Origin of the sequence: Paraburkholderia sp. A3BS-1L, assembly GCF_051125215.1 — a bacterium.
Taxonomy (GTDB): domain Bacteria; phylum Pseudomonadota; class Gammaproteobacteria; order Burkholderiales; family Burkholderiaceae; genus Paraburkholderia.
In genome coordinates, this window is sequence record NZ_CP120442.1 from 1,529,520 (window position 1) to 1,552,945 (window position 23,426).

Annotated in this window: 22 protein-coding genes; 16 read left to right on the forward strand and 6 right to left on the reverse strand. The window is 63.3% G+C overall.

Annotated features, from left to right (window positions below):
- Positions 1–3 precede the first annotated feature (3 nt).
- The 7 genes from P5W99_RS06885 to P5W99_RS06915 all read left to right on the forward strand — a co-directional run bounded on the left by P5W99_RS06885 (position 4) and on the right by P5W99_RS06915 (position 6,036).
- A complete protein-coding gene (locus P5W99_RS06885) occupies positions 4–546 on the forward strand; it encodes an OmpH family outer membrane protein (RefSeq protein WP_152617265.1) in 543 nt (180 codons plus the stop codon).
- 18 nt (positions 547–564) lie between these two features.
- Positions 565–1,638: a UDP-3-O-(3-hydroxymyristoyl)glucosamine N-acyltransferase gene (lpxD, locus tag P5W99_RS06890; protein ID WP_421079414.1), complete on the forward strand. Its 1,074-nt coding sequence runs from the start codon at positions 565–567 to the stop codon at positions 1,636–1,638.
- Between the two features lie 261 nt (positions 1,639–1,899).
- Positions 1,900–2,364: a 3-hydroxyacyl-ACP dehydratase FabZ gene (gene fabZ / locus P5W99_RS06895; protein ID WP_421023855.1), complete on the forward strand. Its 465-nt coding sequence runs from the start codon at positions 1,900–1,902 to the stop codon at positions 2,362–2,364.
- A gap of 39 nt (positions 2,365–2,403) precedes the next feature.
- On the forward strand, positions 2,404–3,192 hold the full coding sequence (lpxA, locus tag P5W99_RS06900; protein WP_421079415.1) for an acyl-ACP--UDP-N-acetylglucosamine O-acyltransferase: 789 nt from the start codon (positions 2,404–2,406) through the stop codon (positions 3,190–3,192).
- Positions 3,193–3,195: 3 nt separating this feature from the next.
- Positions 3,196–4,365: a lipid-A-disaccharide synthase gene (gene lpxB / locus P5W99_RS06905; RefSeq protein WP_421079416.1), complete on the forward strand. Its 1,170-nt coding sequence runs from the start codon at positions 3,196–3,198 to the stop codon at positions 4,363–4,365.
- Positions 4,366–4,475: 110 nt separating this feature from the next.
- Positions 4,476–5,156, forward strand: coding sequence for a ribonuclease HII (rnhB, locus tag P5W99_RS06910; RefSeq protein ID WP_421025205.1), 681 nt, complete (start codon positions 4,476–4,478; stop codon positions 5,154–5,156).
- A gap of 94 nt (positions 5,157–5,250) precedes the next feature.
- Positions 5,251–6,036 (forward strand): TrmH family RNA methyltransferase, encoded by a 786-nt coding sequence (locus P5W99_RS06915; RefSeq protein ID WP_421043869.1) that lies wholly within the window; start codon positions 5,251–5,253, stop codon positions 6,034–6,036.
- Between the two features lie 97 nt (positions 6,037–6,133).
- On the opposite strand, the gene ppsR is transcribed toward P5W99_RS06915, so the two are convergent.
- Positions 6,134–6,949 (reverse strand): posphoenolpyruvate synthetase regulatory kinase/phosphorylase PpsR, encoded by an 816-nt coding sequence (ppsR, locus tag P5W99_RS06920; RefSeq protein WP_035531822.1) that lies wholly within the window; start codon positions 6,947–6,949, stop codon positions 6,134–6,136.
- A gap of 402 nt (positions 6,950–7,351) precedes the next feature.
- Between ppsR and ppsA the strand changes: the two genes are divergently transcribed.
- The 3 genes from ppsA (at position 7,352) to P5W99_RS06935 (ending at position 11,379) form a co-directional block, all read left to right on the forward strand.
- On the forward strand, positions 7,352–9,751 hold the full coding sequence (gene ppsA / locus P5W99_RS06925) for a phosphoenolpyruvate synthase (protein WP_421023859.1): 2,400 nt from the start codon (positions 7,352–7,354) through the stop codon (positions 9,749–9,751).
- Positions 9,752–9,960: 209 nt separating this feature from the next.
- A complete protein-coding gene (locus P5W99_RS06930; RefSeq protein WP_421025206.1) occupies positions 9,961–10,377 on the forward strand; it encodes an NfeD family protein in 417 nt (138 codons plus the stop codon).
- 45 nt (positions 10,378–10,422) lie between these two features.
- The gene (locus tag P5W99_RS06935; protein WP_421023860.1) at positions 10,423–11,379 is read left to right on the forward strand and encodes an SPFH domain-containing protein; all 957 of its coding nucleotides are present in this window, start codon (positions 10,423–10,425) and stop codon (positions 11,377–11,379) included.
- Between the two features lie 18 nt (positions 11,380–11,397).
- Here P5W99_RS06935 and smpB read toward each other — a convergent pair whose 3' ends face one another.
- Complete coding sequence (smpB, locus tag P5W99_RS06940) at positions 11,398–11,844, reverse strand: SsrA-binding protein SmpB (RefSeq protein WP_129561912.1); 447 nt, start codon at positions 11,842–11,844, stop codon at positions 11,398–11,400.
- A gap of 102 nt (positions 11,845–11,946) precedes the next feature.
- On the opposite strand from smpB, the gene P5W99_RS06945 reads away from it, so the two are divergent.
- Together P5W99_RS06945 and P5W99_RS06950 are read left to right on the forward strand one after the other, a co-directional pair.
- Positions 11,947–12,390: a type II toxin-antitoxin system RatA family toxin gene (locus P5W99_RS06945; RefSeq protein ID WP_421023861.1), complete on the forward strand. Its 444-nt coding sequence runs from the start codon at positions 11,947–11,949 to the stop codon at positions 12,388–12,390.
- Complete coding sequence (locus P5W99_RS06950) at positions 12,387–12,719, forward strand: RnfH family protein (protein ID WP_421043866.1); 333 nt, start codon at positions 12,387–12,389, stop codon at positions 12,717–12,719. Before P5W99_RS06945 ends, P5W99_RS06950 begins: the two co-directional genes overlap by 4 nt.
- Positions 12,720–12,780: 61 nt before the next feature.
- On the opposite strand, the gene P5W99_RS06955 is transcribed toward P5W99_RS06950, so the two are convergent.
- Positions 12,781–13,827 (reverse strand): DMT family transporter, encoded by a 1,047-nt coding sequence (locus P5W99_RS06955; RefSeq protein WP_421079417.1) that lies wholly within the window; start codon positions 13,825–13,827, stop codon positions 12,781–12,783.
- 303 nt (positions 13,828–14,130) lie between these two features.
- Between P5W99_RS06955 and guaB the strand changes: the two genes are divergently transcribed.
- From guaB to P5W99_RS06975, 4 genes are all read left to right on the forward strand, one after another.
- Positions 14,131–15,591, forward strand: a complete 1,461-nt coding sequence (gene guaB, locus P5W99_RS06960) for an IMP dehydrogenase (protein WP_421023864.1) — start codon at positions 14,131–14,133, stop codon at positions 15,589–15,591.
- Between the two features lie 6 nt (positions 15,592–15,597).
- On the forward strand, positions 15,598–16,245 hold the full coding sequence (locus tag P5W99_RS06965; RefSeq protein ID WP_421079418.1) for a hypothetical protein: 648 nt from the start codon (positions 15,598–15,600) through the stop codon (positions 16,243–16,245).
- A 205-nt stretch (positions 16,246–16,450) separates the two neighbouring features.
- A complete protein-coding gene (guaA, locus tag P5W99_RS06970; RefSeq protein ID WP_421079419.1) occupies positions 16,451–18,034 on the forward strand; it encodes a glutamine-hydrolyzing GMP synthase in 1,584 nt (527 codons plus the stop codon).
- A 222-nt stretch (positions 18,035–18,256) separates the two neighbouring features.
- A complete protein-coding gene (locus P5W99_RS06975) occupies positions 18,257–19,555 on the forward strand; it encodes a tyrosine-type recombinase/integrase (protein ID WP_421023867.1) in 1,299 nt (432 codons plus the stop codon).
- A gap of 401 nt (positions 19,556–19,956) precedes the next feature.
- Here the strand turns inward: P5W99_RS06975 and P5W99_RS06980 are convergent, their stop codons facing one another.
- From P5W99_RS06980 to P5W99_RS06990, 3 genes are read right to left on the reverse strand one after another with little or no spacing between them, the layout of a single operon-like run.
- On the reverse strand, positions 19,957–20,979 hold the full coding sequence (locus P5W99_RS06980; protein ID WP_421023868.1) for an XdhC family protein: 1,023 nt from the start codon (positions 20,977–20,979) through the stop codon (positions 19,957–19,959).
- Positions 20,980–20,998: 19 nt separating this feature from the next.
- Positions 20,999–22,438, reverse strand: coding sequence for an aldehyde dehydrogenase family protein (locus tag P5W99_RS06985; protein WP_057928643.1), 1,440 nt, complete (start codon positions 22,436–22,438; stop codon positions 20,999–21,001).
- A complete protein-coding gene (locus P5W99_RS06990) occupies positions 22,435–23,376 on the reverse strand; it encodes a LysR family transcriptional regulator (RefSeq protein WP_421023869.1) in 942 nt (313 codons plus the stop codon). Before P5W99_RS06990 ends, P5W99_RS06985 begins: the two co-directional genes overlap by 4 nt.
- Between the last annotated feature and the right edge of the window lie 50 nt (positions 23,377–23,426).

The following is a 23,426-nucleotide window of genomic DNA, read 5'->3' on the forward strand; positions in this document are numbered from 1 at the left end:
ACTTTGCTAACGGGTATGTTTTCCAGACGGACGATCGGGGCCTTGACGCTGTCGCTGGCGATGCTCGCTGTTGGCACGGGCGCGGCCCATGCGCAGGAAGCGAAGATCGCGGCGGTCAACTCCGATCGCATCCTGCGCGAATCCGCCCCCGCGAAGGCCGCGCAAACCAAGCTCGAAGCCGAGTTCGCAAAGCGCGACAAGGACTTGCAGGACATGGCGCAACGCTTGAAGTCCATGTCGGACTCCCTCGACAAGAATGGGCCGGGCATGTCGCCCGGCGATCGCGCGCAGAAGCAGCGCGATCTGTCGCAGCTCGACAGCGATTTCCAGCGCAAGCAGCGCGAGTTTCGCGAAGATCTGAACCAGCGTCGCAATGAAGAGCTTGCGGCGGTGCTGGATCGGGCGAACAAGGTGATCAAGCAGATCGCCGAGCAGCAGCACTACGATTTGATCGTGCAGGAAGCGGTGTACGTGAGCCCGCGCATCGACATCACCGACCAGGTCCTGAAGGCGCTCGCGTCTGGCGGCGCTGGCAGCAGCAATTGAGGCAGGAGCATCTCGCGCATGGCTTTTACGCTTGAGGACATCGCCGGGCGCTTCGGCGGCGCTGTAGTTGGCGACCCGACGCAACGTGTCGGCTCGCTCGCGCCGCTCGATCAGGCGGGTCCGCAACAACTGGCGTTCCTCGCCAACCCCAAGTATCTGGCGCAGGTCGAGACGACTCGCGCAGGCGCCGTTCTGATCAGCCCGGAAGATCTCGAAAAACTGGCTTCCCGCGACGGTCGTAATTTCATCGTCACGCCCAATCCGTATGCTTATTTCGCGCGCGTGGCGCAGGCGTTCATCGATCTGGCTGCACCGAAGGTGCAGGCGGGCGTGCACCCGAGCGCCCATGTCGATGCCACGGCAAAGATTGCCGCGAGTGCGGTGATCGGCCCGAACGTCACGGTGGAGGCGGGTGCCACGATCGGCGAGCACGTGTGGCTGGACGCCAACGTGTTCATTGGCCGCGGCACCCAGGTGGGCGAGGGCTCGCACTTCTATCCGGGCGTGACGGTTTATCACGGCTGCAGGATCGGCGCGCGCGCCATCGTGCACGCCGGCGCCGTGATCGGCTCGGACGGCTTTGGCTTTGCGCCCGACTTCACGGGCGAGGGTGATGCACGCACGGGCAGCTGGGTGAAGATTCCGCAAGTGGGCGGCGTCTCGATCGGCCCCGATGTCGAGATCGGGGCGAACACCACGATCGATCGTGGCGCGATGGCCGACACGATCATCGAGGAGTGCGTCAAGATCGATAACCTCGTGCAGATCGGTCACAACTGCAAGGTGGGCGCATACACCGTGATTGCGGGTTGCGCGGGCATCGCGGGCAGCACCACGATCGGCCGCCATTGCATGATCGGCGGCGCAGTTGGCATCGCGGGACATGTCACGCTGGGCGACTACGTTATCGTCACGGCGAAGTCGGGTGTCTCGAAGTCGTTGCCCAAGGCTGGCATCTACACGAGCGCGTTCCCGGCGGTCGATCACGCCGACTGGAACAAGAGCGCCGCGCTGCTGCGCAATATCGACAAGTTGCGCGATCGCATCAGGGCGCTCGAAGCCGCTGCCCAGAAGGCACAAGGCGGCGCGTAACAAGGTAAGGCAGGTTCGTGGCTCGGGCGTGAAGCGCTCGAGCCTTGGGCGCGTGCCTATCCATGTGTCCCGGTCTGCGAGACCCGGTTGCGAGATCTGGTCTGCGAGACCCGGGGCAATCCGCATGCACGAAGTGTCGCACATGGCGCATACTGCGCCAGAAGCGCGGGCCGTGAGGCACCGCGGGAGCCATGCTTCGGCAAGGCACTTCGGACATCGCATTCGACAGTCACACGCAATTCCAGCGTGAGCAGAAACACCATGAACATCGAAAAACTCAACTTCGACATCCACAAGATCCTCACGCTGCTTCCGCACCGTTATCCGTTCCTGATGGTGGACCGGGTCACCGAAATCGTGCCGCACAAGAGCATCAAGGCGTTGAAGAACGTGACCGTCAATGAGCCCTTTTTCCAGGGCCATTTTCCCCAACGCCCGGTCATGCCTGGCGTGATGATTCTCGAAGCCCTGGCGCAAACCGCTGCGCTCCTCACGTTTTCGGAAGAGGAGCAGGACTTCGAGAACACGCTGTACTACTTCGTCGGCATCGATGGCGCGCGCTTCAAGCGCGTGGTCGAACCGGGCGATCAACTCATCCTGAACGTGACGTTCGAGCGCTACATGCGCGGCATCTGGAAGTTCAAGGCGCAGGCCGAAGTGGAAGGCGCTGTCGCCTGCGAGGCGGAACTCATGTGCACCGTCAAGAAAATGGACGCGGCGCAGTAAGACGCGCCAGCACGGCAACAGAATGGAGAGCCAGGACGAATGAGCAGGATCCATCCCACCGCGGTCGTCGAGACCGGCGCGCAAGTCGATGAATCGGCGGAGATCGGGCCGTACGCGGTGATCGGGGCCAACGTCGCCATCGGTGCACGCACCAAAATCGGCTCGCACAGTGTGCTGGAAGGCCATACGACGATCGGCGAAGACAACATGATCGGCCACTACGCGATCATCGGCGGCCGTCCGCAGGACATGAAGTACAAGGGCGAGCCCACGAAGCTCGTGATCGGCAATCGCAATACCATCCGCGAGTTCACGTCGATTCATACGGGCACGGTGCAGGACACCGGCGTCACGATCGTCGGCGACGACAACTGGATCATGTCGTATGTGCACGTGGGTCACGACTGCAGGCTCGGCAACAATGTGATCATGTCGAGCAACGCGCAACTCGCGGGCCATGTGATCGTCGACGATTTCGCGATCGTCGGCGGCATGACGGGCGTGCATCAGTTCGTGCGCATCGGTGCGCACTCGATGGTGGGCGGCGCATCGGCGCTCGTGCAGGATGTGCCGCCGTTCGTGGTCGCCGCGGGCAACAAGGCGGTGCCGCATGGCATCAACGTCGAAGGGCTGCGCCGCCGCGGCTTTACGCCCGATGCGATCTCGGCGCTGCGTTCGGCCTATCGCGTGCTGTACAAGAACGGCCTGTCGCTCGAAGAGGCGAAGATGCAGATCGCCGAACTCGCGCAAGCGGGCGGCGACGGTGACGCACACGTGAAGGCGCTGCTCGATTTCGTCGAGCAGTCGCAACGCGGCATCATCCGCTAACCGATGGCGCTTCAAACCCGTCCGCTGCGCCTCGCCATGGTTGCCGGCGAGCCGTCCGGCGACCTGCTTGCGGCGTCGATGCTCAAAGGGCTGACTGGCAGGCTGCCCGATACTGCGCACTACTACGGAATCGGCGGGCCGCGCATGCAGGCCGCCGGTTTCGAAGCGCATTGGCCGATGGACAAGCTCACCGTGCGGGGCTATGTCGAGGCGCTCAAGCACATTCCCGAGATCCTGCGCATTCGCAGCGAACTCAAGCATCAACTGCTCGCGGACCCGCCCGACGTTTTCATCGGCGTGGACGCGCCCGACTTCAACTTCGGTCTCGAACACCCGCTGCGCGACGCGGGCATTCCCACGATCCACTTCGTGTGTCCGTCCATCTGGGCGTGGCGCGGCGGCCGCATCAGGAAGATCCAGAAGGCCGTGGATCACATGCTCTGCGTGTTTCCGTTCGAGCCGGCGATCCTCGAGAAAGCGGGTGTGGCGGCGACCTACGTGGGGCATCCGCTTGCCGACGATATCCCACTCGAGCCGGATGTGCCCGGCGCGCGCCGCGCGCTCGGCTTGTCAGGCAGCGGACCGATCATCGCGGTGCTGCCGGGCAGCCGCCGCTCCGAGATCAACCTGATCGGCCCGACGTTCTTCGACGCGATGCAGATCATGCAGCAGCGCGAGCCGGGCTTGCGCTTCGTGATGCCGGCGGCGACGCCGGCGATCCACGCGCAGCTGCAGGAGCTCGCCAACTCGCACCAGGGCCTGGCGCTCACGATCATCGACGGGCAGTCGCAGGTGGCGATGACCGCCGCCGATGCGATTCTCGTCAAGAGCGGCACGGTCACGCTAGAGGCGGCGCTGCTCAAGAAGCCGATGGTCATCTCGTACAAGGTGCCCTGGCTCACGGGGCAAATCATGCGCCGTCAGGGCTACCTGCCGTATGTCGGTCTGCCGAACATTCTCGCGGGACGCTTCGTGGTGCCCGAGATCCTTCAGCACTTCGCCACGCCCGAGGCGCTCGCGGACGCCACGCTCACGCAATTGCACGACGAAGCAAACCGGCGCACGCTGACCGAAGTGTTCACGCAGATGCACCATGCGCTGCGGCAGAACATGTCGGAGCGAGCGGCGGAGGTGGTTGCCAGCGTAGTGGATCGCCGCAGGAGCCTGGCATGACCGAAGGCGCGATCAAGCGCACTCGCGCGAAGGCGCCAGCGGCGAAAGCCGCAGCGCAAGCCAGCTCCAAAGCACCGTCGAAAGCGGCCGAGAAACGCGCGGAGCGGCAAATGTGGGCGGAGCAAGCGGGTCTGTTGTTCGAGTCGCCTGACGACATCGTCTGCGGCGTGGACGAAGCTGGACGAGGGCCGCTCGCCGGCCCGGTCACCGCCGCCGCCGTGATTCTCGATCCGGCGCGTCCGATCGCCGGTCTCGACGACTCCAAGGCGCTCACGGCGAAAGCGCGCGAGGCGCTCTACGACCTCATCGTCGAACGCGCGCTCGCATGGTGCGTGGCGTCGGCGAGCGTCGAGGAGATCGACTCGCTCAATATCCTGCACGCGACCATGCTGGCGATGCGGCGCGCCGTGGAGGGCCTGAGCGTGAAACCCACGCTCGCCAAGATCGACGGCAACCGCTGCCCGGTGCTGCCGGTGCGCAGCGAGGCCGTGATCGGCGGCGACGCGCTCGTGCCCAGCATCTCGGCGGCGTCGATCATTGCGAAGGTCACGCGCGACCGCATGCTGTTGGAGTTGCACGAGGCGTTCCCCGTGTATGGCTTCGATGCGCACGCGGGTTACGGCACCGCACAGCATCTGGCCGCGCTGCGCGAGCATGGTCCTTGCGTGCACCACCGGCGCACGTTCGCGCCCGTGCGCGACGCGTATGCGCTGCATGGCCTCGCGCTGACGAGCTTGGCAAGTACAGCTGGCGACGCCGCTCCGGACGACGACGCCTTCGCATCAGCCTGAGCAGCGCAATGCCCGGGTTCATGCAGTCCGGCGTCGCTTCGTGCGGCGCCGTTGTTCTTTTCAACCTTCCTTTTTCAAATCGCCAGGCCCGCCCGTGAAAGCCATTACTTCGCGCGACAATCCGCTTTACAAGCGCCTGAAGGCGCTGGCCGGCTCGACGCATCAGCAGCGGCGCAGCCATCAAGCTCTGCTCGAGGGTTTTCACCTCGCGAGCGCATGGCTCGACGGCGGCACGCAGCCCGAATATTGCATCGTGACCGAAGGCGCGCTCGCGCATGCCGAGGCGCAGGCCATTGTCGAGCGCGTCGACGAGCGCCGTGTGATCACGCTGCCCGATGCGCTCTTTGGCCAGCTTTCGAACGTCGTGCACGGCGTGGGCATGCTGCTGCTCGTGGATATGCCAGAGGCGCATCTGCCTGAGCGGGTCGAATCGACCTGCCTCGTGCTCGACGGCCTGCAGGATGCGGGCAACGTCGGCTCGATCCTGCGCAGCGCGGCGGCGGCGGGCGTCGACAAGGTGTTCTGCACGCCGGGCACGGCATACGCGTGGTCTTCGAAGGTGCTGCGCTCGGCAATGGGCGCGCACTTCCTGCTGCAGGTCTTCGAAAATGTCGAACCCGAGACGCTGATCGCCATGCTGGGGGTGCCGGTCGTGATCACCGACTCGCATGGCGCGCGGGCCATCGACGAGACCGATCTCACGGGGCAGGTGGCGTGGGTTTTCGGCAACGAAGGGGCGGGCGTCTCGCAGCTGTGGCGCGACGCGGCGGCGTTGCGCGTGACGATTCCTCAGCCGGGCGGCATGGAGTCCCTGAATGTGGCGGCGGCTGCCGCTGTATGCATCTTCGAGCAATGCCGTCAGCAGCGCCACGCGCGTTGAGCTGCGCTCAGTACGGGTTCACGCCTTGGTGACTGATGCAACAAAAAGGCCTGCTCGCGAGTGAGCAGGCCTTATTCGTTTCTACACGGAGCGATCTTCAGTACACCGGCTTGTCGAGGCGGATTTCCTGCAAGATCGTCGTGGCGATTTCCTCGATGGACTTGTGCGTCGACGAGAGCCATTTGATGTTCTCACGGCGCATCATGGCCTCGGCTTCATTGACTTCGTAGCGGCAATTCTCCAGCGCCGCGTACTTGCTGCCAGGCCGCCGCTCGTTACGGATTTCCGTGAGACGCTGCGGATCGATCGAAAGCCCAAAGATCTTTCCGCGATACGGCAGCAGCGAATTGGGCAGCTTGCCGCGTTCGAAGTCGTCGGGGATCAGCGGATAGTTTGCCGCTTTCACGCCGTACTGCATCGCCAGATAAAGGCTGGTCGGTGTCTTGCCGCTACGCGACACGCCCACGAGGATCACGTCGGCGTCGTTCAGATTGCGGTCGGACTGGCCGTCGTCGTGCGCGAGCGAGAAATTGATGGCCTCGATGCGGTTCTTGTATTCGTCGGTGTCGGCGTTCTGGTGGCCACGGCCCATCGCGTGGCTCGACTTGAGCTCCAGTTCCTGCTCCAGCGGCTCCACGAAGGTCTGGAACATGTCGAGCACGAGCGCGTTCGAGCGCTTGAGGATTTCGTTGGAGTTGCTGTCCACCAGCGTCGTGAAGACGATCGGGCGGCGGCCTTCATGCACTGCGGCTTCGTTGATCTTTTCGGCGGTCGAGTAGGCCTTGTCCGTCGAGTCGATGAACGGCACGCGCACGAGGCGGAATTTCTGGTCGAACTGCGAGAGGATCGAGTGCGCGAAAGTTTCGGCAGTGATCCCGGTACCGTCGGAGACGATGAATACGGTAGGCGACATCGATTGAGGCTGGGTGTGTAAGTGGGGCCAGACGGGCGGAGCGCCCGGAAGAGACTCCCTGAGCTTTGTGGATGAGCCCTGAGAGGGGATTCTCACCGACAGACACATTTTCGAGAGTCGGCACGGTAGAATAGCGGCAACCTGTTGGATAAGCAATTGCAGTGCATTCGCGCCAAACCGCAGCTCATCGTGGCTCAATTGGACGTCAATTCGCAGCGATTCCGGGTAATTTCGTGCAATCGCGCGCATCTCCCTGCTTCTCCTTGTGCTGGATGCTAGCCCCCGGTGGTGGCGATTGCTTCTCCAACAGGTTGCGCAAGACGCGAATCCGCTCCCAATGGGCGGCCCGCGTTCGAGCCCACTTGCGCAATCGTGAATTTTTTTCACACTTAGGGGCTTGTAATGACTAACACCGTTGCCAAGGATCAGGCTTATGTAGTGCCTTTCGAGCAGTTGCGGATGACCGATGTCGAGATCGTGGGCGGCAAGAACGCCTCCCTCGGCGAAATGATCAGCCAGTTGGCTGAAGCTGGCGTGCGTGTGCCTACGGGCTTCGCGACGACCGCGCTCGCCTTCCGCGACTTTCTGAAGCACAACAACTTGACCGAACGGATCGCCGCTCGTCTGGAGACGCTCGACGTCGACGACGTCAAGGCGCTGGCCGAAGCGGGCAAGGAAATCCGCCAGTGGATCGTCGACGCGCCGCTGCAGCCGAAGCTGGAGGCAGACATCCGCGCGGGCTTCGAGACGCTCAAGAACAGCTCGCCGTCCGAGCTTTCGTTCGCTGTGCGTTCGTCGGCTACGGCCGAAGACCTGCCCGACGCATCGTTCGCCGGCCAGCAGGAGAGCTACCTGAACGTGGTGGGCATCGAGGACGTCCTCGATCGCCTCAAGCACGTGTTCGCGTCGCTCTACAACGACCGCGCCATTTCCTATCGCGTCCACAAGGGCTTCACCCACGCCGAAGTCGCACTGTCGGCTGGCGTGCAGCGCATGGTCCGCTCGGACCGCGGCGCCGCGGGCGTGATGTTCACGCTCGACACGGAGTCGGGCTTCAAGGATGCCGTCTTCATCACGTCGAGCTACGGCCTTGGTGAGACCGTCGTGCAGGGCGCGGTGAATCCGGACGAGTTCTACGTCTTCAAGACCACGCTCGCGCAGGGCAAGGCGCCGATCATCCGCCGCTCGATCGGCTCGAAGCTCATCAAGATGGAGTTCACGCAGCCGGGCGAGCCGGGCCGCGTGAAGACGGTCGACGTTTCGCATGAGCAGCGCAACCGCTTCTCGATCACCGACGAAGACGTGATCGAGCTGGCGAAGTACGCCGTCATCATCGAAAAGCACTATCAGCGCCCGATGGACATCGAGTGGGGCAAGGACGGCCTCGACGGCAAGATCTTCATTCTCCAGGCGCGTCCGGAGACGGTGAAGAGCCAGGCCGCGGGCAAGGCCGAGCAGCGCTTCAAGCTCAAGGGCCAGTCGCAGGTTCTCGCAACGGGCCGCGCGATCGGTCAGAAGATCGGCGCGGGCCGCGTGAAGGTGATTCACGATCCGTCCGAAATGGAACGCGTGCAGCCGGGCGACGTGCTGGTCGCCGACATGACCGACCCGAACTGGGAGCCGGTGATGAAGCGTGCTTCGGCCATCGTCACGAACCGTGGCGGCCGTACCTGCCACGCCGCGATCATCGCGCGTGAGCTGGGCGTGCCGGCAGTCGTGGGCTGCGGCGATGCAACCGACGTGCTGAAGGACGGCGCGCTGGTGACCGTGTCGTGCGCCGAAGGCGACGAAGGCCGCATTTACGACGGTCTGCTCGAAACCGAAGTCAGCGAAGTGCAGCGCGGCGAGCTGCCGGCGATTCCGGTCAAGATCATGATGAACGTCGGCAACCCGCAACTCGCGTTCGACTTTTCGCAACTGCCGAATGCAGGTGTTGGCCTCGCGCGTCTCGAGTTCATCATCAACAACAACATCGGCGTGCACCCGAAGGCGATCCTCGAGTACCCGAACGTCGACGCGGACCTGAAAAAGGCGGTCGAGAGCGTGGCGCGCGGCCATGCGTCGCCGCGTGCGTTCTACGTCGACAAGCTCACGGAAGGCATCGCCACGATCGCGGCGGCGTTCTATCCGAAGCCCGTCATCGTGCGTCTGTCGGACTTCAAGTCGAACGAGTACAAGAAGCTGATCGGCGGTTCGCGTTACGAGCCGGACGAGGAAAACCCGATGCTGGGTTTCCGCGGCGCGTCGCGTTATGTCGCCGAGGACTTCGCGCAGGCGTTCGAGATGGAGTGCCTCGCGCTCAAGCGCGTGCGTGAAGAGATGGGCCTCTCGAACGTCGAGATCATGGTGCCGTTCGTGCGCACTCTCAAGCAGGCGGAGCGTGTGGTCGGCCTGCTCGAGAAGTTCGGTCTGAAGCGCGGCGTGAACGGTCTGCGTCTCATCATGATGTGCGAAGTGCCGTCGAACGCGATCCTCGCCGAAGAGTTCCTGCAGTACTTCGACGGCTTCTCGATCGGCTCGAACGACCTCACGCAGCTCACGCTCGGCCTCGACCGTGACTCGGGCATGGAACTGCTGGCAGTCGACTTCGACGAACGGGATCCGGCCGTGAAGTTCATGCTCAAGCGCGCGATCGAAACCTGCCTGCGCCTGAACAAGTACGTCGGCATCTGCGGCCAGGGTCCGTCCGATCATCCGGACTTCGCCCAGTGGCTCGCGGACGAAGGCATTGCGTCGATGTCGCTGAACCCCGACACGATCGTCGATACGTGGCAGGCGCTCGCGAAGTCGCAGGCGAAGTAATGCCCGCCTGTTGACCCTGCCGCTCCGGCACGCGCAGCGTGCGGAAGTTGAGGCTGCTTATGCCTTGCTTCGCACGCTGCGCAAATCAGTGTCAGCTTCGTGCTATAACACCCCGGTCAAGCCGGGGTGTTTTACTTTGGGAGGTCGACGTGGGTCCGCATGGTGTGTTCTGGTGGATCGGCGCAGGCGTGCTGATCGTGGCCGAGCTGATGACCGGCACGTTCTATTTGCTGATGATCGCGCTCGGGTGCCTCGCGGGTGTGCTCGCCTATGAGCTGGGCGCGCCGCTCGAACTCCAAATGGTGGCAGCTGCGCTCGTGGCCTTGATGGCCGTGATCGCACTGCGGCGCTCGCGGTTCGGGCGGCGCCGGCGCATGGTCGACGCGTCAACCGATCCGGGTGTGAATCTCGACATCGGCTCGACTGTCCCGGTCGCCGAGTGGCGAGACGGGCGCGCACGCACGATGTATCGGGGCGCCGAGTGGGATGTCGAACTCGCGCCGGGCGAGCCCGAGGACGCCCATCTCTACGAAATCAAGGCGGTGCGGGGCAGTTGCCTCGTTGTTGCGGCGAGGCGCGCCGGCAGCGTGGCGCCGGGTGCGCGCGAAGGCACGCGCCACGCCTGAACGAAGTCAAATCGAAGCCGAAGTCAAAGCAAAAAGGGGATGCGTATGCAAGTGCCTATCGTTGGGGTGATTCTGCTCGTGATCGTCGTGGTGCTGATCTCGAGGACCATGAAGATCGTGCCGCAGCAACATGCCTGGGTGCTCGAGCGGCTGGGCCGCTACCATGCCACGCTTACACCGGGTCTCTCGATCGTGCTGCCGTTCATCGACCGCGTGGCCTACAAGCACGTGCTCAAGGAAATTCCGCTCGACGTGCCGAGCCAGATATGCATCACGCGCGACAACACGCAACTCCAGGTGGACGGCGTGCTGTACTTTCAGGTGACCGATCCGATGAAGGCCTCGTACGGCTCGAGCAACTTCGTGTTCGCCATCACGCAGCTTTCCCAGACCACGCTGCGCTCGGTGATCGGCAAGCTGGAACTCGACAAGACGTTCGAGGAGCGCGATTTCATCAATCACAGCGTCGTCTCGGCGCTCGATGAAGCCGCCGCCAACTGGGGCGTGAAGGTGTTGCGATACGAGATCAAGGACCTCACGCCGCCGAAGGAAATCCTGCACGCGATGCAGGCGCAGATCACGGCGGAGCGTGAAAAGCGCGCGCTGATCGCGGCCTCGGAAGGGCGCAAGCAGGAGCAGATCAACCTTGCGGCGGGCGCGCGCGAAGCGGCGATCCAGAAGTCGGAAGGGGAGAAGCAGGCCGCCATCAATCAGGCGCAGGGTCAGGCGGCCGCCATTCTCGCGGTGGCCGAGGCGAATGCGCAGGCCATCCAGAAGATCGGCAACTCGATCCAGGCGCAGGGGGGCATGGATGCGGTCAATCTCAAGGTGGCCGAGCAGTACGTCACGGCGTTCGGCAATCTCGCGAAGCAGGGCAATACGCTGATCGTGCCCGGCAATATGAGCGACCTGAGCTCGATGATTGCTTCGGCGCTCACCATCGTGAACCGCTCGGGCATGAAAGAGACGCAGTTGAGCCGCGATGCGGCGAAGGGCGCCTGAGCGGGTGCCTGGGCGTGCTCAGGTCGGCGTGCGCATGAGGCGCGCCTTTTCGCGCTGCCAGTCGCGCTGCTTCTCCGTTTCGCGCTTGTCGTGCAGCTTCTTGCCCTTCGCGAGGCCAATCTCGCACTTCACGCGGCCGCCCTTGTAGTGGAAGTTCAGCGGCACGAGCGTGAACCCGCGCTGCTCGACCTTGCCGATCAGTTTGTCGATTTCCTCGCGGTGGAGCAGCAGCTTGCGGATGCGCGTAGGGTCGGGCTGGATGTGCGTCGAGGCTTCGGGCAGCGGGCTGATGTGCGTGCCGATCAGGTACAGCTCGCCGTTCTTGATCACGACGTAGCTTTCCTTGATGTTGGCTCGTCCGGCGCGCATGGCCTTGACCTCCCATCCTTCGAGCGCGAGCCCCGCCTCGTGGCGCTCTTCGATGAAGTAATCGAAGAAGGCTTTTCTGTTGTCGATGATGCTCATAGGAAAATGGGAAACGCCCAACTCGTTTAAAATTACGATTTTAGCAAAGCGGGCCACCGAAAGCCCGTGGCGCTTTCACCCTTGCCTCGCATTGCGCAATTTATGGCGGATGTTCAGAAAACCGTGTTGATTCGCCATTCGGCGGAGCAGATGTTCGACCTCGTGACCGACGTCGACGACTATCCCAACTTCCTGCCGTGGTGCGGCGGCGTCGAGGTTCGCCGCAAGGACGAGAACGGAATGGAAGCGAAAATCGATATCAACTTCAAGGGCATCAAGCAGCACTTCGCCACGCGCAACAAGCACAAGCGGCCCGAGCGCATCGACATGGAGTTCGCCGACGGGCCGTTCAAGAAGTTCACGGGCGCCTGGCGCTTCACGCCGTTGCGCTCCGATGCCTGCAAGATCGAATTCTCGCTGCACTACGAGTTTTCTAACATTCTTCTCGAGAAGATCATCGGCCCCGTGTTCCACCATATTGCGAACACCTTCGTCGACACGTTCGTGAAGCGCGCCGACCAGCGTTACGGCAAGAACAAGCCATGAGCGCGAAACTGTTCATCGACGTCTGCTATGCGCTGCCTGACGCGCAGACGCTCATCGGGGTGGAGCTCGAGCCCGGCGCGACGGTGCAGCAGGCCATCGACGCCAGCGGCATTCTCGTCCGCCATCCGGAAATCGATCTGACGAAACTGAAGGTGGGCGTCTACGGCAAGCTCAAGCCGCTCGACACGGTGCTCGCCAATCACGATCGCGTGGAAATTTATCGCCCGCTGGTGGTCGACCCCAAGCTCGCGCGGCAGCGCCGTGTCGACAAGACGCGCAAGGAAGGCTCGATCGAGGGCCGCAAGTGGCAAAACAAGGATTCGCGCTAAATCGGCGTTGACGGGGCAAATGAGTGGCTATCCGAGGGCGCGTGTTGCGCCCTCGGGCTTTTCAATTCGCCGTGCGGCGGCGCTCCGGGCCGTTACTTGCAGAGGCGTTCGTTTCGCCAATGGCAGGAATTCCCGGCAAATCGCCTTTCGGCACGATACCGTCTCCATGCGCCGTGTCTTCCGGGCTGCCCGAATGCTGGCGGACTGACCAACTCACGCCCGCGACCAGCAGCACGATGGCTGCGACTTCGAGCATGCGTGGCAGGCGGTGGTCGTAGACGAAACCGTAGAGCAGGGCGAACAGCGTCTCGAATACGATCATCTGACCCGAAAGCGTAAGCGGGAGCCGCTTGGACGCCGCGTTCCAGAGGCCGTTGCCAAGCCACGACGCGCCGATGGCCAGCACGAGGTTCAGTTGCCAGAATGCCGTCCAGCGTCCGCTGGCCACGCTGTGCTGCACCATGCCGGCGGGCATGACGAGCACCGCGAGCCAGAGCGGGCCACCGAGCGCGCCTGTTACGACGCCCCAAAGCACCGACCACTCGTTGCCGCCGAAATGGGCGTTGCGTTGCAGATAGCGGGCATTTTCGACGGCGTACCACGTCCAGCAAGCGAGCGCGCCAACCGCGCAGCCAAGGCCGGCTATCTTCGTGAGCGTGCTGGCGTGATCGCTTGCGCCCGCAGTGAAAACGTCGATGTTGATGCACACGATGCCGGCCGCGATCATGGCGAGCGGCCAGACCAGCTTAGAGAGTGCCACCGCGCCATGATCGCCGCGTCCGAGCAGCGTGACCGTGACGGGCAGGACGCCGACAATCAGCGAGGCCGGCGCGATGCCCACGAGGTGAATCGCGCTCGCAAGAAAGAGGTAGTACAGAAGGTTGCCCACGAGAGCGAGTTTCACGAGCGCGGCGAGGTCCGCGCGAGTCAGGCGTGGCCAGACGTGCCGCAGCATGGGCAGAAGGGCCGCGAACGACACGAGGCCATACATTGCGTAGCGCCCGGCGCTCAGGAGCAGCGGCGAGAACTCCGGCAACTGGCGCGGAACCAGGAACACCGTTCCCCATAACGCACCGGCGAGCACGCCGTACAACACACCACGCTGCATTTCCCTTGCCTCCACAATTTCAATCCGGCCATTCTGGCCTTGCAGGATGGGTGGAAGCTTAATCACAGGCCGCGTGGCCGTCTTGTTCAATCCTGCACGGCGCGATTCCCGATCTTCCGATTCCTGAGTCGCAGCTTTCGGCCTGCGGCCAGAAAATCGGGTCTGACACAGGGCTCTTATACCCCCACATGCCCCGCCCCAAACCTCAAAAAAATCCCGAAAACGGCGCTAAGCTACTGTAGACACTGATGATTTCCAGGGCGCTATCCCGTATAATCTGCTTTTGCGCCTATAGGATTTGCCATGCGTCTGATCCAGAAAGCACTCACGTTCGATGACGTGCTCCTCGTCCCCGCCTTTTCCGACGTTCTCCCGCGCGACACCAGCCTGAAAACCCGGCTGACCCGCAATATCTCCCTGAATATTCCGCTTGTCTCGGCCGCGATGGATACCGTCACGGAAGGCCGCCTCGCAATCGCGATGGCGCAGCAGGGCGGCGTCGGCATCATCCACAAGAACCTCACGCCGGCCGAGCAGGCGCGCGAGGTTGCGAAGGTGAAGCGTTTCGAATCGGGCGTGGTGCGCGACCCGATCACGGTTCCGCCGCAGATGAAAGTCGCGGACGTGATCGCCCTCTCGCAGCAGCATGGCATCTCGGGCTTCCCGGTGGTGGAAGGCGCGCAACTCGTCGGTATCGTGACGAACCGCGACCTGCGCTTCGAAACGCGTCTGGATGAGCCGGTGCGCTCGATCATGACGCCGCGCGAGCGCCTCGTCACCGTCAAGGAAGGCACGCCGCTTCTCGAAGCCAAGGCGCTCATGCACAGCCACCGTCTCGAGCGCGTGCTGGTCGTGAACGACGCGTTCGAACTGCGCGGCCTCATGACCGTCAAGGACATCACCAAGCAGACCGAGCATCCGGCCGCGTGTAAGGACGAGCACGGCAAGCTGCGCGCGGGCGCGGCCGTCGGCGTGGGCCCGGACAACGAGGAGCGCGTCGAACTGCTGGCGCAGGCCGGTGTGGACGTGATCGTGGTCGATACGGCGCACGGCCACAGCAAGGGCGTGCTCGAGCGCGTCCGGTGGGTCAAGCAGAATTTCCCGCACGTCGAGGTGATCGGCGGCAACATCGCTACGGCTGACGCGGCGCGCGCGCTCGTCGAGTACGGCGCGGACGGCGTGAAGGTCGGCATCGGCCCGGGCTCGATCTGCACGACGCGTATCGTGGCGGGCGTGGGCGTGCCGCAGATCAGCGCGATTTCCAATGTCTCGGAAGCGCTCAAGGGCACGGGCGTGCCGTGCATCGCCGACGGCGGCGTGCGCTACTCGGGCGACGTTTCGAAGGCGCTGGCAGCCGGAGCGAACGCTGTGATGATGGGCAGCATGTTCGCAGGCACCGAAGAGTCGCCGGGCGACGTGTTCCTGTTCCAGGGCCGCCAGTACAAGTCGTACCGCGGCATGGGCTCGGTCGGTGCGATGAAGGACGGCGCCGCGGACCGCTACTTCCAGGACAACTCGGCCAATATCGACAAGCTCGTGCCGGAAGGCATCGAAGGCCGCGTTGCCTATAAGGGGCCGATCAACGCAATCCTGTTCCAGCTGATCGGCGGCGTGCGCGCCTCGATGGGCTACTGCGGTTGCCGCACGATCGACGAGTTGCATGCGAAGGCGGAGTTCGTGCAGATCACCGGTGCCGGCCTTAACGAATCCCACGTCCACGACGTGCAGATCACCAAGGAAGCGCCCAACTACCACGTGGACTAAACCGCGATGAAGCCGCTGCTGCGCATAGTGCTGATTGTCGACGCGTTGATGCTGCTGGGGTTCGGCGTGCTGTTCCTGCTCACGCCCTGGAGCTCGCTCTACAACGCCTTGCAGTTGGTGCAGGCGCAGCCGCCGCTCATCGGCCAGGCGTTCGGAGTGGTGCTGGCTGGTTTCGCGTGGATTGCGCTGCGAGCGGCCTTTGACGGCGACTTGACCGTCACGGTCGGGCGCACGGTGGGGCACGTTAACTGGATCGCTGGCGTGCTGATGCTGGTCTGGCTGATTGGCCTGCATACGCCGCAACTCACGGGCTTCGGCCAACTGGTGGCTGGAGCACTGGGCGCCTGGCTGATCATCGTCGGGCTGGGCGGCACACGGCTTGCCGGTGCGGTGAAGCGGCGCGAGAAGGCACAGGCGGCCGAGGCCGCCGCGCAGGAACGCGAAGCGCGCGCCGTGGCCAGGACGAAGCGCGAAGAGCCCGTGGCATACGCGAAGCCGGTTTTTGTGGGCGGCGCGGTGGCAACTGGCGCGGCCCGCGCAGAACCCGCGCCGGCAACACCCGCTTCAGCGGGTGCGGCTGCGCAAGTGCAAGATCCGTATCTTGCCGCGCGAGACGAAGCAGCAGACGCGCCGCGGCCGCCGCTGCGTGGCTGATTCGCGCGAGAAGCCGGGGCGCGGGCAATACCCGTCGCTTTATGTCCGGATTGCGCTATCTGCTTATTGGCTCGTTCGCCGGTTTATGCACCGTTTTGCGCCGCAGCCATCAAGCGCCAGGTTTCCGATGAATTCACGCCGCGCGCCAGATTCACCCAGCGCGCGGCTTTCTGTATCTGTTCTTTTTTAGGTCTCGTCCGCTGCCATGCACGACAAAATCCTGATTCTCGACTTCGGTTCGCAAGTCACCCAACTGATCGCGCGCCGCGTGCGCGAAGCCAACGTCTACTCTGAAATCCATCCGCACGACGTCGACGACGCATTCATCCGCGAGTTCGCGCCAAAGGGCATCATCCTCTCGGGCGGACCGAACTCCGTCACCGAAACCGATACACCGCGCGCACCGCAAGCGGTGTTCGAACTGGGCGTGCCGGTGCTCGGCATTTGCTACGGCATGCAGACGATGGCCGAGCAGCTCGGCGGCAAGGTCGACGGCGGCCATCTGCGCGAATTCGGCTACGCCGAAGTGCGCGCGCGCAACCACACGAGCTTCCTCGAAGGTATCGAGGACTTCCGCACGAGCGAAGGCCACGGCATGCTCAAGGTGTGGATGAGCCACGGCGACAAGGTCACCGACATGCCGCCAGGCTTCAAGCTGATGGCATCGACGGAATCGTGCCCGATCGCGGCGATGGCCGACGAAGCACGTCACTTCTACGGTCTGCAATGGCACCCGGAAGTCACGCACACGGTGCAGGGCCGCGCAATGCTCGAGCGCTTCGTGCTGGGCATCTGCGGCGCGAAGGCCGACTGGGAAATGGGCCACTACATCGATGAAGCCGTCGAAGCGATTCGCAAGCAGGTGGGCAGCGAGCATGTCATTCTCGGCCTCTCTGGCGGCGTGGACTCGTCGGTGGCGGCAGCGCTGCTGCATCGCGCGATTGGCGATCAGCTGACTTGCGTGTTCGTCGATCACGGCCTCCTGCGCTTGAACGAAGCCGAGCAGGTGATGTCGATGTTCGCGGATAACCTCGGCGTGAAAGTGGTTCACGTCGATGCGAGCGCGGCGTTCATGTCGAAGCTGGCGGGCGTGACCGATCCGGAGGCGAAGCGCAAGATCATTGGCGCGGAGTTCGTCGAGGTGTTCCAGGCCGAGGCGGGCAAGCTCACGGATGCGAAGTGGCTCGCGCAGGGCACGATCTATCCGGACGTGATCGAGTCGGCGGGCAAGGGCAAGAAGAGCGCACATACGATCAAGAGCCACCACAACGTGGGCGGCCTGCCAGAGACGCTGAACCTCAAGCTGCTCGAGCCGCTGCGCGAACTCTTCAAGGACGAGGTGCGCGAACTGGGCGTGAAGCTCGGCTTGCCGCACGATATGGTGTATCGCCATCCGTTTCCGGGCCCGGGCCTCGGCGTGCGTATTCTCGGCGAAGTGAAGCGCGAGTTCGCGGATTTGCTGCGTCGCGCCGATGCGATTTTCATCGAGACGCTGCGCAACACCATCGATAAGGAATCCGGCAAGTCGTGGTATGAGCTCACGAGCCAGGCTTTTGCCGTGTTTCTGCCCGTGAAGAGCGTGGGCGTGATGGGCGATGGCCGTACCTACGAGTACGTGGTCGCGCTGCGCGCGGTGCAGACTCTCGACTTCATGACCGCGCATTGGGCGCATCTGCCGCATGAGCTGCTTGGGCAGGTGTCCAACCGCATCATTAACGAGGTGCGGGGGATTAATCGGGTGGTGTACGACATTTCGGGGAAGCCGCCGGCGACGATTGAGTGGGAATGATTTAGACTGCTCCCAAGTCGTTCCGGGAGGTCCGGTTTTTCATGTTTTTCCGTTTAAAAACATGAGGTTATTGTCTGGTGTGGTCTGCTGTGATCCGGGCAATACCTGATGGAAATGTCGGTATCGGTGACGGTACCGACATTTCTTCCTCGGACGGCCTTGTCCGATACCGTCAAGTTAGTCTGACGGTATCGGTTGACGGTATACGTTCGAGGAGTCCCTATGCTCACAGACATGCAGTTGCGAGCGCTGAAGCCGGCCCAGAAGATCTATAAGGTTGCTGATCAGCGGGGGCTATATGCGGCAGTGACGCCGTCAGGCGCGGTGAGCTTCCGGTACGACTACCGGGTGAACGGTCGCCGGGAAACCCTGGTTATCGGCCGCTACGATCCATCACTTTCCGCACGGAAGCCACGCAAGCCAGACGAACTCGGATTCGGGATGGCTATTAGCCTCCCGGAAGCCCGGCTTCTACGCGACTATGCCTACGGAGCAATCCAACGTGGCGAGAGTCCGTCACGTGCGAAAGTCGAGAAACGGGTCGAGGCGACCGAGGCGCTGACGTTTGGTAAGTGGGCGGAGAAATACTTTGTGGAGACTGCTCTTGCCGACTCCACACGAGCGATGCGCAAATCAGTATACGAGCGGAATCTCGCGTCGGAATTTGGCCGGCTGAAGTTGGGAGAGATCACGCCCGCGCGACTGATGGCGCGCTGCGAGAAGATCAAGGAGAGGGGCGCTGCGGCCCCTGCCGTGCAGGCGCGCGACATCGTTCTGCAGGTTTACCGTTTCGTGCAGGCGCGGGGACTAAAGGTGGACAATCCTGCGGAGGCCATCCGCCCGTCTGCGATCGCCACCTTCAAGCCGCGCGATCGGACCCTGTCGCCTTCCGAAATCCATCTGTTTTTCAGTGCATTGGAACAGACGCCGACGATGCCTACGCTGCGCCTTGCTATCAGATTCATGCTGCTCACTCTGGTGCGCAAGTCCGAATTCATTTTGGCGATGTGGGGTGAGATAGATTTCGACGCCGCAGTCTGGACAATTCCGAAGGATCGGATGAAGGCCGGTCGCCCCCACATTGTCTATCTGAGCCAACAGGCTCTGGACATTCTGGTCGCATTCAAGACGTGCTTCGGAGCGAGTTCGTACGTGCATCCCGGCCGCTATGAGACGGCATCCCCAATAAGTATGGCGACTCTGAACCGGGTCATTGACAGCACGGTCAAGCTGATACGCGACGATGGGACAGATTTTAATCCTTTCACGGTGCACGATCTGCGTCGGACTGCCAGCACGCTGTTGCATGAAGCAGGGTTCAACACCGACTGGATTGAGAAATGCCTCGCTCACGAACAGCGTGGCGTGCGCGCGGTCTACAACAAGGCGGAGTATGCAGAGCAGAGGAGGACGATGCTCCAGGCGTGGGCAGATATGCTGGACGGCTGGATTGCTACGAATCCAAAGGCGAGCGACCTAACGCTGGCACACCCAGCTAAGACTCGTGAGTACATCTCTTGAGTTCGAACGTCTGTGTGCTCAAGAATGAACCCGTTTGCATTAGGATCGCCATGTTTGACGCTGGACGGCAATGAACAAAATTTCGTCATACGGCAAAAAACTTTTCTAGATGAATCGGTTTCCTATTCATTTGGACAAACATTGGTTGTCTCCAGGAGAGGATTCAAATGGTCGGGCTGGGTCTTACCACCGGCGCGAAATGCGGGTAGGGGAGCGCGATATTCCCGATGTGCGGGCATATCGTCGCGCAGCGCCGCAGTCCCGCGATTGTGGCCGCAGACGTCGCGGCATAGCCTTGCAGGCGGGCGTTTTCCCAGCGAGCAACAAACTGACCATCGACGCTTTGATAGAGTGTGCGATTCGCAGACGCAGAAACCATGCAAAATTCGTTTCTGCTCCGCTTACAAGGCGCCACAGCCCACCGCGTTGCCCGCCATCTCGCGGGCCGCCTTCGCGCCTTCGACCCGTAGAAGTTCTGGCAACGACACGCCATTTTTTGCGGCCGTCAATTCGGCAAGTATCGACAGGGCGATCTCCGGCGGCGTCCGGCTGCCGATGTAGATGCCCACCGGTCCGTGCAGGCGTGCGAGTTCTTCATCGTTGAGATCGAACTCCCTCAAGCGCTTCCGCCGCGCCGCGTTATTACGACGCGAACCGAGCGCACCCACATAGAACGCAGGCGTTTTCAGCGCTTCCATCAGCGCGAGATCGTCGAGCTTCGGATCGTGCGTCAGCGCGATCACCGCACAGCGTTCGTCGAGCTTCATGTCCATCACGGTGTCGTCGGGCATGGCGCGAACGATGCTCGTGCCCGGCACGTTCCACTCGTCCGTATATTCCTCGCGCGGATCGCACACCGTGACCTGATAATCCAGCCCAACCGCGATGCTGCAAAGATAGCGCGACAACTGTCCCGCGCCGATCACCAGCATCCGGTAACGGGGCCCATGGATGGTCAGCAGCGTCGTCCCGTCGAAGAGGACGCCGTCCGTCGCCTGCGCCGGTTCGAGGCGCGCAGCCCCCGTCGTCAAGTCGAGCGTGCGCGCGACGAGCCTGCCTGCCTCCACCGCTGCACACAGCTCGGCGATACCGCTCGCAAGCATCAACGGCTCCAGCACGAGCTGAATGGTGCCGCCACAAGGCAGGCCGAAGCGATGCGCCTCTTGCGCGCTGACGCCGTACTTCAACGCCTGCGGCCTTTCCTGTTCGATGCCTCGCTGCCGCACGCGATCGATCAGATCGTCTTCGATGCATCCGCCCGACACCGACCCGACCACATGCCCATCGGCGCGCACGGCGAGCATCGCGCCTACGGGACGCGGCGACGATCCCCATGTCTTCACCACCGTCACCAGCAGCACGCGATGCCCGTCTGCCAACCATCGAGCGCTGCTTTTCAGTACTTCGAGATCCACGCTGTCCATTGACTCGCCTCCCTGCCATTCACCGCAACGGCGCGATACGTTCCGCAACGCCGGCCGGCATGCAGATGTGCTTCAACTCGGTGAAGTCCGCAAGCGCATCGTAGCCGTGCAGCCGACCCAGTCCGCTTTGGCGATACCCGCCTGTTTCGGCTTCGGCGAAAAGCTTGTTGTGGTCATTGATCCACACAGTGCCGTTGCGCAGCGCACGCGCGACGCGGAACGCGCGCGCCCCGTCGTGCGTCCATACGCTTGCCGAGAGACCGAAGACCGTGTCGTTGGCTTTGTCGATCGCTTCCATTTCGTTCTCAAAGACTTCCAGCGTGACGAACGGGCCAAAGATCTCGTCCTGACAGAAGAACGCCTTGGGATCGCCATGTTCGACGAGCGTCGGCGACAGAAACGCATGCCCCGAGCAAGTGCCTCGCAGCAGCACGCGCTCGGCCATCCCGCACGCGCGCTCGATCGTCCGTTGCACCGCATCGCGCGTCGTGCCGTCAATGAGCGCGCCGATATCCGTTGCCCGATCGATGCCCGGTCCGACCCTCAGCGACGCAAGCGCCGACGCGAGGTGCTCGCGCATCTCCGCGGCGCGCGACGCATGAACCAGCACCCGGCGCGCCGCCGTGCATTGCTGCCCGGAGATGATCGTCGCGGCGCGCGCGAGACGCGGCGCTATCGCCGCAATATCGGCATCGTCGAAGACGACGCAGCATGACTTGCCGCCAAGTTCGAGCGACAGCTTCTTCATGCTGTCGGCAGCGGCCGCCATGATCTTCTTGCCCGTTGCCGTCGACCCCGTGAAGCTCACCACATCGACGTCGTGAGAATCCACGAGCCGCTGGCTGGCGGCGTGTCCCCGTTCGTTGACGAGGTTCACCGCACCTTCAGGCAACGCCGTGCATTCGAAGCAGCGCAACATCGCGGCCGTGAGCAGTGACGTCTGCGCCGCCGGTTTGACGATCGCCGTGCAGCCGGCCGCCAGTGCAGGCGCGAGCGAGCGCACGAGCAGCACGGCGGGTGCATTCCACGGCACGATGATTGCCGCAACGCCGGCCGCTTCGCGCAGCATCGTCGATATCGTGCCCGGTTCCGGTTCGAGCACGTGCCCGGCAATATGCCGCGCGAGCCCCGCGTAATAGCGTACTTCCGATATCGCACCCGCAATCTCGCCGCGCGATTGCGTGATCGCCTTGCCGTTCTCGCGCGTGAGCAGCGTTGCGAGCGTGTCGCGTTCGGCTTCGAGCGCCGACGCCCAGCCGAGCAGCACGTCCTGGCGCAAACGCGCGTCCTGCGCCCATGTCGTGCGATCGAACGCGTGGCGCGCGGCGGCGATGGCGGCATCGGCTTCGCCCGATCCGCCGTCGGCGAACTGGCCGATGGCCTCGCCCGTCGCGGGATCGATGCTGTCGATGTCGGGCGTGCCGGTCCATTCACCGGCAATCCAGTGTCGTGCGTTCATGCTGAACGTTCCTTGATGGTGTGTGAGGGCTCGTCGCCCGACATGTTCGACGCGCGGTGCAACTCGTCGCCGATGATCTCGATCAGTGCTTCTGCCGCCGCGCTCAACGGGCGGCGCGGATGGCTCACGCAGACAATGTGCCGCACGATGCGAGGCGCCAGAATCGGGCACGCGCGCAACGTGCCATGCCGCGCCGCCCGCTCAACGACGATGCGGGGCAGGATCGTCGCGAACCGCGTGTGCTCGACGAGCTTCAGAATCGTCGAAAGCACGTCGATCTCGAAGCGCGGCGCGAGCAAAACGTCCTCGTGTTGCGCGGCGCTGTCGAGCACGCCGCGCAGGCCGTGGCGCTTCGTCGGCAGCACCAGTTCGAGTTCGGGCAATTGCGCGAGTTCGATTGCATGGGGCAAGTCGGGACCATGCGCGGCGCTGGTGGCAAGCACCATCTCTTCGTCGAGCAGCGGGCGCGAGTCGAGCGAAAGGCGCGCTCGCGGCTTGTTGATGATGGCGGCATCGAGCTGGCCGCCCGCCACCCAGTCGATGAAGGTCGCGCTGTAGCCATCGGCGACGGTGACTTCGACATCGGGGTAACGCGCGTGAAAGCGCGACAGCGAATCCGCGAGCACGCTTTCCGTCACCGATGCGATCAGCCCGATGCCGACATGCCCGGTCACCACTTCGTCGCGCTGCACGAGTTGCTGCCGCGCGTGGGCAAGATCGCGCATGATCGGCAAAAACAGGCGGTACATCAGCCGTCCGGCGGCGGTCGGCGCCATGCCGTCTGCGCCGCGCTCGAACAGCTGCTGATGTAGTTCGTCCTCGAGCTTCGCAATCTGCATGCTCAAGGCCGGTTGCACGATGTTCAGCCGCTTCGCGGCGCGCGTGACCGAGCCGTCCTCGAACAGCGCGATGAAGTACTGAATTTGCTTGAGGTCCATGTTCCCTCGGGGCATCAGTTACGCTAATGGGGTGCGATGACATTATCACC

Coding starts and splice junctions, on each gene's coding strand:
- lpxD (WP_421079414.1), top strand. CDS start 565: ATGGCTTTTACGCTTGAGGACATCGCCGGGCGCTTCGGCGGCGCTGTA.
- P5W99_RS06965 (WP_421079418.1), top strand. CDS start 15,598: ATGAAGCCGCTGCTGCGCATAGTGCTGATTGTCGACGCGTTGATGCTG.
- ppsR (WP_035531822.1), bottom strand. CDS start 6,949: ATGTCGCCTACCGTATTCATCGTCTCCGACGGTACCGGGATCACTGCC.
- P5W99_RS06990 (WP_421023869.1), bottom strand. CDS start 23,376: ATGGACCTCAAGCAAATTCAGTACTTCATCGCGCTGTTCGAGGACGGC.
- guaB (WP_421023864.1), top strand. CDS start 14,131: ATGCGTCTGATCCAGAAAGCACTCACGTTCGATGACGTGCTCCTCGTC.
- P5W99_RS06935 (WP_421023860.1), top strand. CDS start 10,423: ATGCAAGTGCCTATCGTTGGGGTGATTCTGCTCGTGATCGTCGTGGTG.
- lpxB (WP_421079416.1), top strand. CDS start 3,196: ATGGCGCTTCAAACCCGTCCGCTGCGCCTCGCCATGGTTGCCGGCGAG.
- rnhB (WP_421025205.1), top strand. CDS start 4,476: ATGTGGGCGGAGCAAGCGGGTCTGTTGTTCGAGTCGCCTGACGACATC.
- fabZ (WP_421023855.1), top strand. CDS start 1,900: ATGAACATCGAAAAACTCAACTTCGACATCCACAAGATCCTCACGCTG.
- guaA (WP_421079419.1), top strand. CDS start 16,451: ATGCACGACAAAATCCTGATTCTCGACTTCGGTTCGCAAGTCACCCAA.
- smpB (WP_129561912.1), bottom strand. CDS start 11,844: ATGAGCATCATCGACAACAGAAAAGCCTTCTTCGATTACTTCATCGAA.
- ppsA (WP_421023859.1), top strand. CDS start 7,352: ATGACTAACACCGTTGCCAAGGATCAGGCTTATGTAGTGCCTTTCGAG.
- P5W99_RS06985 (WP_057928643.1), bottom strand. CDS start 22,438: ATGAACGCACGACACTGGATTGCCGGTGAATGGACCGGCACGCCCGAC.
- P5W99_RS06930 (WP_421025206.1), top strand. CDS start 9,961: ATGACCGGCACGTTCTATTTGCTGATGATCGCGCTCGGGTGCCTCGCG.
- P5W99_RS06955 (WP_421079417.1), bottom strand. CDS start 13,827: ATGCAGCGTGGTGTGTTGTACGGCGTGCTCGCCGGTGCGTTATGGGGA.
- P5W99_RS06945 (WP_421023861.1), top strand. CDS start 11,947: ATGGCGGATGTTCAGAAAACCGTGTTGATTCGCCATTCGGCGGAGCAG.
- P5W99_RS06975 (WP_421023867.1), top strand. CDS start 18,257: ATGCTCACAGACATGCAGTTGCGAGCGCTGAAGCCGGCCCAGAAGATC.
- P5W99_RS06950 (WP_421043866.1), top strand. CDS start 12,387: ATGAGCGCGAAACTGTTCATCGACGTCTGCTATGCGCTGCCTGACGCG.
- P5W99_RS06980 (WP_421023868.1), bottom strand. CDS start 20,979: ATGGACAGCGTGGATCTCGAAGTACTGAAAAGCAGCGCTCGATGGTTG.
- lpxA (WP_421079415.1), top strand. CDS start 2,404: ATGAGCAGGATCCATCCCACCGCGGTCGTCGAGACCGGCGCGCAAGTC.